Source organism: Flavobacterium rhizosphaerae, from assembly GCF_046000445.1.
GTDB classification, from domain to species: Bacteria; Bacteroidota; Bacteroidia; order Flavobacteriales; family Flavobacteriaceae; genus Flavobacterium; species Flavobacterium rhizosphaerae.
In genome coordinates, this window is sequence record NZ_JBELPZ010000012.1 from 80,548 (window position 1) to 94,409 (window position 13,862).

14 protein-coding genes are annotated in these 13,862 nt (G+C 40.8%); 5 read left to right on the forward strand and 9 right to left on the reverse strand.

Annotation, left to right across the window (positions count from 1 at the left end; genetic code table 11):
• Positions 1–29 precede the first annotated feature (29 nt).
• From ABS766_RS12020 to ABS766_RS12035, 4 genes are all read left to right on the forward strand, one after another.
• The gene (locus tag ABS766_RS12020) at positions 30–2,126 is read left to right on the forward strand and encodes a glycoside hydrolase family 97 protein (protein WP_408085415.1); all 2,097 of its coding nucleotides are present in this window, start codon (positions 30–32) and stop codon (positions 2,124–2,126) included.
• 5 nt (positions 2,127–2,131) lie between these two features.
• Positions 2,132–3,889, forward strand: coding sequence for a family 43 glycosylhydrolase (locus ABS766_RS12025; protein WP_408085416.1), 1,758 nt, complete (start codon positions 2,132–2,134; stop codon positions 3,887–3,889).
• Positions 3,890–3,937: 48 nt separating this feature from the next.
• A complete protein-coding gene (locus tag ABS766_RS12030) occupies positions 3,938–5,380 on the forward strand; it encodes an MFS transporter (protein WP_408085417.1) in 1,443 nt (480 codons plus the stop codon).
• Between the two features lie 113 nt (positions 5,381–5,493).
• Positions 5,494–5,901 carry a hypothetical protein gene (locus tag ABS766_RS12035; RefSeq protein ID WP_408085418.1) on the forward strand — a complete coding sequence of 136 codons (408 nt, stop codon included), beginning with the start codon at positions 5,494–5,496 and terminating at the stop codon, positions 5,899–5,901.
• 69 nt (positions 5,902–5,970) lie between these two features.
• On the opposite strand, the gene creD is transcribed toward ABS766_RS12035, so the two are convergent.
• From creD to rimO, 9 genes are all read right to left on the reverse strand, one after another.
• A complete protein-coding gene (gene creD / locus ABS766_RS12040; RefSeq protein WP_408085419.1) occupies positions 5,971–7,341 on the reverse strand; it encodes a cell envelope integrity protein CreD in 1,371 nt (456 codons plus the stop codon).
• Between the two features lie 10 nt (positions 7,342–7,351).
• Positions 7,352–7,714 (reverse strand): hypothetical protein, encoded by a 363-nt coding sequence (locus ABS766_RS12045; RefSeq protein WP_408085420.1) that lies wholly within the window; start codon positions 7,712–7,714, stop codon positions 7,352–7,354.
• Positions 7,698–9,110, reverse strand: a complete 1,413-nt coding sequence (locus tag ABS766_RS12050; RefSeq protein ID WP_408085421.1) for a B12-binding domain-containing radical SAM protein — start codon at positions 9,108–9,110, stop codon at positions 7,698–7,700. Before ABS766_RS12050 ends, ABS766_RS12045 begins: the two co-directional genes overlap by 17 nt.
• Before the next feature lie 48 nt (positions 9,111–9,158).
• Complete coding sequence (locus tag ABS766_RS12055) at positions 9,159–9,584, reverse strand: hypothetical protein (RefSeq protein WP_408085422.1); 426 nt, start codon at positions 9,582–9,584, stop codon at positions 9,159–9,161.
• A gap of 35 nt (positions 9,585–9,619) precedes the next feature.
• Positions 9,620–10,285: a DUF1361 domain-containing protein gene (locus ABS766_RS12060; protein WP_408085423.1), complete on the reverse strand. Its 666-nt coding sequence runs from the start codon at positions 10,283–10,285 to the stop codon at positions 9,620–9,622.
• A gap of 50 nt (positions 10,286–10,335) precedes the next feature.
• Complete coding sequence (locus ABS766_RS12065; protein WP_408085424.1) at positions 10,336–10,632, reverse strand: winged helix-turn-helix domain-containing protein; 297 nt, start codon at positions 10,630–10,632, stop codon at positions 10,336–10,338.
• A gap of 2 nt (positions 10,633–10,634) precedes the next feature.
• Positions 10,635–11,237 carry a hypothetical protein gene (locus ABS766_RS12070; protein WP_408085425.1) on the reverse strand — a complete coding sequence of 201 codons (603 nt, stop codon included), beginning with the start codon at positions 11,235–11,237 and terminating at the stop codon, positions 10,635–10,637.
• A gap of 97 nt (positions 11,238–11,334) precedes the next feature.
• Complete coding sequence (locus ABS766_RS12075; protein WP_408085426.1) at positions 11,335–11,733, reverse strand: hypothetical protein; 399 nt, start codon at positions 11,731–11,733, stop codon at positions 11,335–11,337.
• 64 nt (positions 11,734–11,797) lie between these two features.
• The gene (rimO, locus tag ABS766_RS12080; protein ID WP_408085427.1) at positions 11,798–13,126 is read right to left on the reverse strand and encodes a 30S ribosomal protein S12 methylthiotransferase RimO; all 1,329 of its coding nucleotides are present in this window, start codon (positions 13,124–13,126) and stop codon (positions 11,798–11,800) included.
• 140 nt (positions 13,127–13,266) lie between these two features.
• Between rimO and ABS766_RS12085 the strand changes: the two genes are divergently transcribed.
• On the forward strand, positions 13,267–13,770 hold the full coding sequence (locus ABS766_RS12085; RefSeq protein ID WP_408085428.1) for a hypothetical protein: 504 nt from the start codon (positions 13,267–13,269) through the stop codon (positions 13,768–13,770).
• Positions 13,771–13,862: the final 92 nt, after the last annotated feature.

The following is a 13,862-nucleotide window of genomic DNA, read 5'->3' on the forward strand; positions in this document are numbered from 1 at the left end:
AATATATGTATCTTTAAAAAATTTTAGTAATGAAATTTTATTTTACTGCACTAGCTTTCTTCTGTTTGCTATTTGCCAATGCGCAAAGTGTAGCATCACCCTCAGGAAAAATAAACGTTGATTTTACACTTAATATAGAGGGCACCCCAATCTATACAGTATCTTATAAAAATAAGCCTGTTATTACCCAAAGTAAGTTGGGTATTGAACTGAAAGAGCAAGGGGCTTTAACCAGCGGCTTTAAAATTTTGTCTACTACTACACGTATGGTAAACAAAAGCTGGAAACCCGTTTTAGGGCAAACCGCAACTATAACCAACCATTTTAACGAACTTCTTGTAGCATTACAGCAGCAGGAGTCCGGTATCAAAATTAATCTTGTATTTAGGGTGTTTGATGAAGGTGTGGGCTTCAGGTATGAATTTCCTAAACAGGATAAGCTGGACTATTTTGTGATTTCGGCAGAAAACACGGAGTTTAATCTGGCAGGCGACCACAAAACCTTTTGGATTCCCGGTGATTTTGACAGCCAGGAATATGTTTATAATGAAACCAGATTATCTGAAATAGATAATGATAAACTCAATCTTAACAATGGTATATCAGTTAAATCTATAGGGGGCAGGTATGTGGTACAGTCACCCCTAATGATGAAAAGCAATGAGGGCCTTTATATTAATATATTTGAAGCTGCGGTGGTAAATTATCCTGTAATGCATCTGGATGTAAATACCAAAAACTTTAATCTTACCTCCAGGCTGGTTCCCAACGCCATTGGCGATATGGCATACTTACAGGCACCCTGCACCACCCCCTGGCGTACTGTAATGGTAAGCGATGATGCCCGCGATATTGTTGCGCAAAAAATGGTGCTGAACCTTAATGAGCCTTCTAAAATTGAAGATACTTCCTGGATTAAACCTATGAAGTATGTAGGCGTTTGGTGGGAAATGCACGTAAGCAAATCTACGTGGGACTACAGCGGTACCCAGGATGCCGCCCAAAAAGTTACTGATAAACCCCGCCCGCACGGCGCTACTACAGAGAATGTGAAACGTTATATTGACTTTGCAAGTAAGCATGGCTTTGACGGCGTTTTGGTAGAAGGGTGGAATGTAGGCTGGGAAGACTGGTTTGGCCACTGGAAAGAAGATGTGTTTGATTTTGTAACACCATATCCCGATTTTGATATTAAAGAAATTAGCGACTATGCTAAAAGACAGGGCGTAAAAATGATTATGCACAACGAAACTTCAGGGTCAGTTGCCAATTATGAGCGCAGGCTTGACAGGGCAATGGAAACGATGGTGCAATATGGCTATCCGGCTGTTAAAACCGGTTATGTTGGTAAAATTATTCCGCGTGGCGAGTTTCATGACGGCCAGGCTATGGTAAACCATTTTAATTATGTGCCGCAACGCGCTGCTGAGTATAAGATAATGGTTAATTCGCACGAATCGTCGCGCCCTACAGGGGTGCAGCGTACCTGGCCTAACTATATAGCTGCCGAGGCGGCAAGGGGCAATGAGTTTAACGGCTGGAGTAGCGGCAACCCGCCAGCTCATGAAACTATACTGCCCTTTACAAGGCTGTTAGGTGGGCCAATGGACTATACACCGGGTATTTTTGAAATAAAAATGAATGTGTATGATCCTGAAAAAACAGAGCAGGTGCATACCACACTGGCAAAACAGCTTGCATTATATGTAACTATTTACAGCCCGTTGCAAATGGCAGCAGACCTGCCGGAGAATTATGAGAAATACCCCGATGCTTTTCAGTTTATAAAAGATGTGGGGATAGACTGGGATGATACCAAAGTACTGGAGGCCGAACCGGGCGATTACATTACCATAGCCCGCAAAGAAAAAGGCTCACCAAACTGGTTTTTAGGCGCCATTACCGATGAAAATGCACGTAATACCACCATAAGGCTTGATTTTTTAGAACCCGGTAAAAAATATAAAGCTATAATTTATAAGGATGGTAAGGGAGCCGACTGGCAAAAAGACCCGATAAACTATGCTATTGAAACAAAAACGGTTACTGCTTCTTCTAAAATTAAGCTTAAGATGGCTCCCGGTGGTGGCGCAGCCATAAGCTTTATGCCGGTAACCAATAACTAAGAAAAATGAAATACCTATATATTTTATTCACATTACTGTTTTTTACCTGCGCTGAGGCACAGCAAAAAACATACTGCAATCCCATTAATATAGATTATGGGTATTGCCCCATACCAAATTTTGTACAGCAAGGCAAACACCGCGCTACGGCCGATCCTGTTATTACTTATTTTAAAGACGAATATTATCTTGCTTCTACCAACCAGTGGGGCTACTGGCATAGTAAAAATATGGTAGACTGGAAATTTATCCCCCGCAAGTTCCTGCGCCCGGAGCATAAGGTATATGATGAGCTTTGTGCGCCGTCACTCTCTTATGTAAACGATACCCTGCTGATTGTGGGGTCTACCCATGGCAAGGATTTTCCCATCTGGATGAGTACTAACCCAAAGAAAGACGACTGGAAAGAGTTGGTACACAAGTTTGAGGCAGGCGCCTGGGACCCTTATATATTTTGGGATGAAGATACCGATGAGGTGTACCTGTACTACGGTTCCAGCAACCTGTATCCGTTATATGGCGTGAAACTTAACCGTAAAACCTTTCAGCCGGAAGGCGAAGTAATTCCCGTACTGGCATTAAATGACGATGAGCATGGCTGGGAGCGTTTTGGTGAACATAATGATAATACCTTTATGCAGCCTTTTACTGAAGGTGCTTTTATGACCAAGCACAATGGAAAATACTACCTGCAATATGGTGCTCCGGGTACAGAGTTTAGTACGTATGCAGACGGTGTTTATGTGGGCGATAAACCCCTTGGGCCTTTTGAGTACCAGCCATTCAACCCCTTTTCATATAAACCGGGTGGTTTTGCCCGGGGGGCAGGGCATGGCGCTACTTATAAAGATGCCAACGGCGATTACTGGCATGTATCTACATCGGTAATATCAGTTAAAAATAACTTTGAACGCAGGATAGGCATCTGGCCGGCAGGTTTTGATAAAGATGGCGTGCTGTATTCTAATACCGCTTATGGCGATTATCCTACGTATCTGCCTTCTGAAAAGAAAGCGCACAGCGGGCTTTCATCATTTACCGGGTGGATGCTGCTTAATTACAACAAGCCGGTTCAGGTATCTTCTACGTTAGGTGGTTTTACACCCAATTATATAACCGATGAGGATATAAAAACCTGGTGGAGCGCCAAAACGGCTGATAAGGGCGAGTACCTGATAAGCGATTTAGGCGAAATAAGCACTGTTAATGCCATTCAGCTAAATTATGCCGACCAGGATGCCGATATTATGGGCAAACCCGAAACCACAACAGGGCATAAGTATATTATTTACAGCAGTAACGATGGTAAAAAGTGGAAGGTACTTATAGACAAAAGCAACAACACAAAAGATGTACCGCATGATTATATAGAACTTGATAAACCGGCCAGTGCACGCTACCTTAAACTGGAAAATATACAAATGCCAACAGGCAAGTTTGCTATTAGCGGTTTTAGGATATTTGGCAAAGGCAAGGGACAAAAACCAGGTGAAGTGATGAATTTTGCCCCACTGCGCCCGCCACTGCGTAAAAAAGGCGAACGCCGAAATATATGGTTTAAATGGCAGGTAGAACCCCAGGCAGATGGCTATGTGATATATTTTGGAAAATCAGCTGATAAATTATATGGCTCAATTATGGTATACGGACAAAATGAGTATTATTTTAGCGGCCTGGATAGAAGTGATGCCTACTATTTTGCCATAGAAGCATTTAATGCAAACGGCATAGGGCCACGGTCTGAAATTAAAAGAACAGAATAATAAAGCAATAATTAAACCCTAATATTAACTTAACCCTTAAACCAAACTATGAGTTCAGACACTTCACAAACCAAGTGGGCACAGTTTATCCCCCTGGTTTCGGTATTCTTCTTCTGGGGATTCGTTGCCGCCAGTAACGATATCCTTATTCCCGTATTTAAGACTAAATTTGACTTAAACCAGCTACAGAGCCAAATGGTGGCCTTTGCATTTTATGTGGCCTATACAGTAGGTTCTTTAATCTACATCGGTATTTCAGCAGCCCGTAAAAAGGACATTGTAGAAGACCTCGGCTATAAAAATTCACTTGCCGTAGGCTTATTTATTTCTGCCATCGGGTGTATGTTTTTTTACCCTGCTGCAGAGCTTGAGTCTTTTCCGCTAATGCTTTCCGGCCTGTTTGTAGTAGGCCTTGGCTTCTCGTTACAACAAACCGTAGCCAACCCACTGGCAATTGCCCTGGGGCCTATTAAAACAGGCGCACAACGCCTTACCCTTGCGGGAGGTATTAACAACCTTGGTACAACCATAGGCCCGCTACTTGTTAGCTTTGCTATATTTGGCGTGGTTGCCGCTGATGCTGCCCCTGTGGATATAGATATTAATACGGTAAAACTGCCTTATCTTATTTTAGGTGTGGCATTTGTAGTGGTAGCTGTACTGCTAAAATTTTCGTCATTACCTAACCATCCGGATATTATTGAAGAGGATGTAGCTACTGATGTGGTAGCGCCTAAAAAATCAGCCTTGCAATATCCGCAACTTATCATGGGTATGTTTGCCATATTTTTATATGTGGGTGTAGAGGTTGCCACGGCAAGTAACCTGCCAGCTTACCTTGAAGAAAACCTTGGTTTTGCAACCCGTGAAGTGGCACCTTATGTATCACTGTACTGGGCCAGCCTTATGATGGGCCGTTGGGGTGGTGCTGCCGAAGCGTTTACTGATAACCGCAGCATACAAACAGTATTAAAAATTGTGGCGCCTTATCTGGCTTTTGCCGTATTTTTAGGTGTAAATGTAGTTATGGGGCATGATCTTGAACCATTTTATAAATATGCCGCTATAATTATAGTATTGATAATAGCCGATTTTGCCAGTAAAGGTAACCCTGCCAACATGCTGGGTATATTTGCATTGCTGGGTATAGCTGCCCTTATTATAGGTATGTTAACCGAAGGCAGTATTAGTATCTATGCCTTTACCAGCGTTGGTTTATTTTGTAGTACGCTTTGGCCATGTATATTTACACTGGCTGTTAGTGGGCTGGGTAAACATACCTCTCAGGGTAGTAACCTTTTGGTAATGATGATTATGGGTGGTGGTTTAGTACCGCTAGCGCAAGGCTGGGTTTCCGGTTTTGTGGGCATCCACCACAGTTATATTGTTGGCGTTGTATGTTTTGCTTACCTGGCATTTTATGCCTTTAGGGTACAGGGCATCCTTAAAAGCCAGGGTATTAACTTAGGCCGTGTGAGCGGAGGGCATTAATTTCCCCAATTATAATATATAACAGTCTACAAAAACCGGTATATACCGGTTTTTGTTTTTTATAACATACGCTATCGCACTTATGTTTTATCTTTGCAGTAAAAATAAAAACCATGAAAAAAAGCATATCATACGTGGCCTTACTTGCGCTATTACTAAGCCTTGGGGCATGTAACAATAAAAAAACAGATGAGGCCACCCCGCCTGCCGCACAGGCAGAAGAAGCAATAGATAACACTGCTACACAGCCTGATACTACAGTAGTTCCGCAGGCTGAGGAAGCCACTCAGCAAGATGCCCGTATAACGGTTAGTGGCACAGTAACCGAGGTCAACAGGGGGAAAGACGGCTATACCGCGACCCTGAAAGCAGCAGATGGAAAAGAATATAAAGCTACTATCAGCATACCCAACCTCACTGACCCGAAAGAATACCGCAGCGTTGAAAAAGGCGAAACTATAAAAGTAGAAGGTGAGTTTTATGGTGATGATAACATGATAAAAGTAGAAAAACTATACTAAGCAAAAAGGGGCAAAAAGCCCCTTTTCTTTCACATTTTGTACAAAAATTACAACAGTGGTGTGAACGATTTATGCTGTTAGGGGTTTAGTATGGTTCCAGTCTATTTTTCTTGAAAAGTACATTACCGCACCCAGTATTAAAAACAGGCCGATGCTTCCGGCAAGTAGGGCATAATTTTCCAGCTGGATGATGATATAGATAAACCCATAAAGGGCTGTTAATGCCAAAACTATAAATAGGGGAAACTTAATACTCTTGAGTATGGAGTACGAGTAAAGTCCTATCATTACAATAACGGCAACCCCTGCAACCAGATAGGCAAACCTGAAGGTGCTGTGCTCAGTGATTGAAATGAGCAGTGTATAAAATATAATGAGCGCCAACCCTATCATACTGTACTGAAAAATATGTATAGATATTTTACTTACAGTCTGTATCAGGAAAAACACCAAAAAAGTCAGTCCTATTACCAGGAAACCATATTTGGCAGCACGCTCTGTTTGCTGGTATTCATCATTCAGTATAATAAATTCGGTATCAAAGCTATATTTTTCAAGGCTTGGCAGGTTACCAAAATGCTGTTGCACAAAGGGGCGGTTCAGGCTGGTAATTTTCCACGAAGCAGTAAAGCCCTTATCGGTTACGCTTTGGCTTTCGGGCAGGTAGTTGCCATCAAATTTAGGGTCTGCCCAGTTACTTGCCATAGTAGCCTGAGTAGTTTTACCAATAGGAACCAGCCGCAGTTTTTTAGTACCATTAAAACCCATTTCCATTTTAAAAGTAACAGCCTTTAGGCCGTCCTCATTCAATCCGAGAGGTTTGGTTTCCAGCATCGTACTGTCTTCGTTGTCTACTCCCGGTTCAAAGGTGTATTTCTTACTGTTTAGCGTTATCTCAGCGCCACCCCTTATGTTTTTAAGGTCGTTTGTTTTTACCAGCACACTGGCTTTGTCCCAATGTATGTTTTCAGGTTTTATATCCGTATTGTTAAAGTCTGGTGAGGTATAGCTGCCATCAAGTATCATGGTGCTGGTAAACACAGTAGTTTCATAATTGCCCCTGCTTTTTCTGCCTGTATCTACTTTTGCATTGGCATTTAATGTTTCCGGAAAGAAATAAGCATTGCGGATAGTTGCCGTACGTTTAATAGTTACTTTTTTGGTGTTGGTATCTACAATTTCAGTTTCATCAAAAACTTTATAAGGTACTTTTAGTATCGGGCCATAAAAATATACTTCGCCGCCCCATTGCTTCGCTATTTCATCCGTTACATCCTCCTGCAGTTGTTGGCGCTCCCATATCAGGTTTTTTACAAACTGCAGGGGTATAAGCAGAGCGAGTGTAAGCAGGCCAATTATAATAACGCGAGAAGTAGTGCTTTGTAAAAAATTTGTGCCCGGCTTTTGGTAAGGTGGCTGGTGTTGTGTGTTGAGTTCCATAATTGTTTGATTAAAAGTTAAATCCGAATAGTAAAACCATGTAAAGTATTGCAATAGGTATATTGAGTAGCAGTATGGTTGCTTTTTGTAGTATTAACAGCCTGTAATAAGGCTGTGTAAAGGCATAAATACCATAACACAATACTAAAAGAAGATTCAAAACTACCGCGGCGACCGTATAAAAAAAGCCTATTAAAACAAGTACCTGTAATTTGGTAACTATGTAAAGTAACATAAGGGTTGTGCCGGCAATAAAGCAAAGCCTGAAAATATAAAACGGCCATATCAGTAAGTCTTTAAGTGAGTTGGGTACCTGGTTTGGATTATGCCTGCCATAATCATAAGGGCTAAAAAAATTAATGATGGTTTGCATAGGCTGTGGTGTTTACTGGTTGGGATGGGCTATTAGTGTTTTTAACTTTGCTTAGAATAGATTCCAACAGGGGGAGCATATTATTAAGGCTTTTAGTTTTTATGAGAAAATTCCACAAAGGCTCAAATTTTTTCCAGCCACCGCTGTACAGCAGGTGCTTTAGCTTATGTTTATGAGATTCATGTGCCATACTGGCCTTTACTATATTTTCCCAGCGGTAAAATTCTTTATAAGCCCAGTCATAGCCCTGTTTCAATTCTTCTGCGCTAAGCTTTGCGGTTTTATAAACTACGTTGCGGGTATCATACAAATCCCAGTTATGGGTTAGTATGCGGCCTTGTTTTTCCATATCCTTATATAGCTTAGTGCCGGGATAAGGTGTCATAATATGAAAGGTACTGGTGGTTATAGCATTTTCCACACCCCAGTCTACTGTGCGTTTAAATACATCTTTGTCGTCATCATCAAGCCCGAATACAAAACTGCCGTTAATCATTATTCCAAGCGAATGCAGGCGGTTTACTGCTTTTATATAGTCTTTTTCAAGGTTTTGCTTTTTATTGCTTTGATTTAAGTTAGCTGTGGAAAAAGTTTCAAAGCCTACAAAAAGGCTTCGTAACCCGGCCTCAGCCGCTTTTTCAATAAGATTTCCCCTAAGGATGCTGCCTACCGTTGCTGCCCCCTGAAACACCCTGTTCATGCCTTTCATACCTTCAAACAGGGCAGCACCAAATTTGGCATTACCCAGTAAATGGTCATCCAGAAAATACAGATGCTTTCCCGGCAGGCGTTCTATTTCGGCCAGTGCATCATCTACAACCTGGGTATAAAAGCTTTTACCACCCTCAAAAAATGCATCTTTATAACAAAAGTCGCAATGGTGCGGGCAACCGCGGGTTATTACAATAGAGTTGGGTACCAGATAGCGTTCGCGTTTAATAAGATCGCGCCTGATGGGTGGAATTTTTTCTAAGGTACGCACGGCAGAGCTATACACTTTTTTGGGTATGCCCACCCTGAAGTCTCGGAGAAACTGCGGAAACGTTTCTTCTCCCGGGCCAAGAAAAATAGTATCGGCATGGGGTGCAGCTTCATGAGGTAGAGAGGTTACATGCAGCCCACCGAGTAAAACATAAGCGCCTTTGGCCCGGTAATGGTCGGCTATTTTATAAGCGCGGTAAGCATTAGTAATATATACCTGTATAAGTACAAGGTCTGGCGTATCAGTAAGGTTTAAAGTCTCTACATGCTGGTCCTGCAGGTCAATCTCATCATCTGGCGAAAGGTATGCGGCAAGTGTAGCCAGCCCTAAAGGAGGGAAGAGGCTGTATTTTATGGGGCGCCAAAAGGGGCTTTCTGCTTCTGCCAGCGCGGGCAATATCATTTTTACTTTCATAAAACATATATTAATAATTGGTGGTTGGTTTATTAAGTCGGCGGTGGTTTATTTAATCAAAAAAGTATCTTTAACCTGTTGTAGCGGCAGGTGCAAAAGCCCCAGGTAGTATACATCAAAAAGGCGCAGTGCATTTTTACCTTCTTTATATTTCTTAAAAAAGTAGAGCGCTTTATTAGGCCTCAGTGCCAGCCCTATTGCCATAACCCCAAGGCGGCGCAGCCCAAAGCAGCCGTTTCCCAAAAGGTAAAACTGCACGGCTATTTCATCGGCAAAGCTGCCACTACCTGTAATAAGCAGTTGCAGGGCATCATCGTTAGTGGCATATACATTTTGCCCAAAGTTGCAACGCAATAAAAACATACCCAGGTGGCGCCCCAGGGTTTCTTCAGGGTAATTAACAAGGCCGTTAGCAGTGGGTTTTTCTGCATTGCGGTCAAATTGGCGGCGTACAGCCTCAATTCTGTCTTTCATGGTTTTCATAGTATCAGAAGGTTTATTTATAGTTTTTACTCTTTACTCTTTTCCGGGTTATATAGTATAAACAGCAGGTACTGTAATATGCCAAAGCCTATTGTTATGCCCCAGGCAATTTTATAGGTTTCGTTTGTAAAGAGGCTCAGCAGTATGTCTTTAAACAATGCAGTAGGGCGGTGTAGAACATCCCAGCTGTTATATCTTAAAAAGCGCCCCAGGTAAAGGCCAAAGCCGCAAAGCAGGCAAATTACTGCCGTAAGCAGGTGTACACTTTTTGCACTGAATTTATGTAGCAGCACCTTAAAAATATGGCGCATAGAGGTTAGCCATATAAGCAGGCCGCTTAGAGTAAAAGAGGTCAGAAGCAATACATCAAACCATACCGGTACAGCAGTATCACGGTACAGGTGCACAAAATCGGTTATAAGGTAGGGCGCATTAGGCAGTACCAGCAACCAGGCAATAAGCGCTGCATATAAGTAATAATTGTTTTGCCTTATGGTTTTACTGTGTACTATGGCAAGGCTAAACACATAAGGCAGGTATGCTAAAAACAAATTCCAGATAAGGAATAAGAAAAACATGCTTTGGGTAAGCTTTACCCGTACTAACAGCAGGCCTATACTAAAGGCCGAGAGCAGTAACACGGGGTATGAAGCCTTAACGACTTTACTACTGGTTTTGAAAATTACATCCATAACTATTATTTAAAAGTACTTTGTTTTTCAAAGTAAAAAGATAAATTTTTTTATTTTTTCTGTATCAGTTTTTCAAGCGCTTCTATATGCTGCCTAAAGGCCTTTTTACCTTCTTTGGTAGCTATGTATCGGGTGTTTGGCTTTTTACCTATAAATTGTTTTTCCACAGTGATATAATTTTCAGCTTCAAGCGCTTTAGCATGGCTGGCAAGGTTACCGTCGGTAACGCCCAATAGCTCTTTAAGAGTAGTAAAATCGGCATATTCATTTACTACAAGTACACTCATAATACCCAATCGTATACGGTGGTCAAACGCTTTATTAATATGCTGTAATATATTCTTCAAAATTATTTTTTCCGATCGTATTTAAAATACATTATGCTGCCATATAATATATGGCAAACACCAAACCCCAGTGCCCAAAATTCCAGCCCGTAGCCAACGGCATAAGTAGCAATAAGGCCAATTATAATATTGCTAATACCCAGATAGCGTACATCGCGCAGGGTATATTTACTGGCATTTACACAGGCTAAGCCATAAAACAGCAGGGTTACAGGCGCTATTAGCCCGTAGTGCTGGCTATTAATCAAAAGTAAGGCAAATATGCCCCCCGAAACAAGCGGTATCATAAAATTGGTTAGTAACCGCTTGCTGGTGGTGTTCCAAAGGCTTTCACCATTTTTACGTGCTTTAGAAGCAGAGAGCAAAAGTGCAGTGCCAACCGAAAGTATAAGCACACCCGCTAATATGCCAACGCATAACGAAAACTCCCTGCTTTCCAGCGTTATATTGCTATATACATCTGCTGTGATATATTTTATAGCTATGGCACCTGCAAGGGCATATACCCCTGCTAAAACACCGGATAGCCCGCTAAGCGACAGAAATTGTGATGACCGGTCCATCATCATTTTAATTTCCTTAATATCTTTTAAGTAATCTTCCATGTTAATGTACTTTGAAATACAAAGTAAGTGATAAAAAAATTATCCGGCAATATTTTTTTAAAAATTATTCCGGATAATTATAAGTAGGGGAGTAGCGTTACATTTTCTTTTTTCGCTCTTCTTCCATTTTGGTATATTTTTTTGCCTGTTCGTCATTAAGCAGTGGCAATATTTTTACGTATATCCTGTCTGATATTTCTCTTGCCTTATCGTTTCTTTCTGCTTCAGATATATCCCTGTTAGTGCTTAAGCTCATTAAATGGTCGCGCTCGTCTTCCAGTACCGCCTTTACGGCCGCTAACTGAAAATCATCAAGGCTAAGGTCTTTTTGTAATTGTTTGGCTGCCTCTTCAATATAATCTTTTTTATCTCGTTTTTTGTGTTTACCGGGTTTATACTGGCTGCTGCCTATACTGCGGTCTACCTGAGAAAATGCAGATAATGAACCCATAAAAATAAGTAGCGCTGCAATTTTATATAAAATATTCTTTCTCATTTCTTTTAGATATTACGTATCAAACTTAATTAAAAATTATCTGAAATGTTTATAATGAAACCTCTTAGTTTAAGGATATATTGGCAGGTACACCATATAAATCAAACTCTGTAGCATCAGTAATTTTTATATTTACAAACTCACCGGTTTTTAAATAGGCAACAGAGGCATCTATCAATACTTCGTTATCTACATCGGGGCTGTCAAACTCAGTGCGGCCCACAAAATGGTTACCTTCTTTCCTGTCTATAATACAACGGAAGGTACTGCCTATTTTTTCCTGGTTAAGTTCCCACGAAATTTGCGACTGTATTTCCATAATTTCATTGGCGCGCTGTTGTTTTACGTTTTCAGGCACATCATCTGTAAGCAGGTAGGCATGCGTGTTTTCTTCGTGGCTGTAGGTAAAACAACCAAGGCGCTCAAAGCGCATTTCCTGTACCCAGTTTTTCAGTATCTCAAAATCTTCTTCCGTCTCACCCGGGTAGCCAACAATAAGTGTGGTGCGTATAGCCATACCGGGCACGCGTTCCCTAAACTCTTTCAGGAGCTTGGTAGTTTTCTCGTAAGTAGTACCTCTGCGCATAGATTTTAATATATTATCACTTATGTGCTGCAGCGGTATATCAATATAATTACAAATTTTAGGCTCACGCTTCATTAAATCAAGCACATCCATCGGGAAACCACTGGGGAAGGCATAATGCAGTCGTATCCATTCAATCCCTTCCACCTTAACAAGTTGTTCCAGTAACTCCGCCAGGTTACGCTTTTTATACAGATCAAGTCCATAATAGGTAAGATCCTGAGCTATAAGTATAAGTTCCTTAACACCGTTTTTTGCCAAGCCTTCAGCCTCTTTAACAAGTTTTTCTATAGGCTGGCTCACATGCTTGCCGCGCATTAGCGGTATGGCGCAAAAACTGCATGGGCGGTCGCAGCCTTCGGCAATTTTAAGGTACGCATAATTTTTTGGGGTAGTAGTAAGCCGTTCACCCAATAATTCATGCTTATAATCGGCACCCAGTGCTTTTAATAATAAAGGAAGTTCTGTTGTACCAAAATACTCATCTATATTAGGTATTTCCCTTTGCAGGTCTGGCTTGTAACGCTCGCTTAAGCAGCCGGTAACAAAAACTTTGTCAACAAGGCCCTGTTCTTTTTTATCGGCATAATTTAGTATCATATTCACCGATTCTTCTTTGGCATTATCAATAAATCCGCAGGTATTAATTACAATAATATTGCCTTCTTCTGTAGCCGGAGCTTCATGTGTTACCTCTTTGCCGCTGGCTTTAAGCTGCCCCATAAGTACCTCACTATCATATACATTTTTAGAGCATCCTAATGTAATTACATTTATTTTATTCTTCTTTATCGACTTTGTCCTCATAATACTAAAAATAGGGTGCAAAAGTACGCTTTTTATTATTTTGCAGGCACTTGTGTTAGTTAAAAAAAATGGGGGTATATTTCTCTAAGCTTAAAGTTTATATATTGCAATAATCAATATCTGAACCAATTATAACAAATATGAAATTTTTTTTATGGAGTTTTTTATTTTCTGTGTTACCGTTACTTGTTAATGCGCAAACTGCAACCGGTTCTATGGTCCAGGAAGATTACCATCAAAAAGTCTTTAAGCTAAAAGAGTTATATGTAAATTATTTGAGCAGCGAAAGCTGCAAAAAGCAAAAGCAGGCATTTTATATTTACACTGCAAAAGCAAATTTTTTAGCCAACAAAAAGGCTATAAAGATGGAGGCTAATAATGATATACATACTTGGGTGCGAAATAATTTTGATAAAACATTTTTTGAATCATTAAAGGAGGAGGACTCACTTTATATTAATTATAGTGATGCTATCGCTGCTGATTATAAGGAAAATAAAGAGTTTCATGCATACTTATTAGATATTCTCCTGTCTGAAGATGGCGAGGTGGTTTATGAAGATGCGCTCAGGCAAATTGCCAGGGAGTACCCAAATTTGATCCGTAAACCCGAAGAGGAACTTTTCAACAGGTTAGAGCATTAATAATTTGCATAGAAAAAAGGGGCTGTCTCAAAAGGGACAGCTCCTTTTTTTTATAATCAATTCTGATTTCTCTTTATTTACTGATTTATATG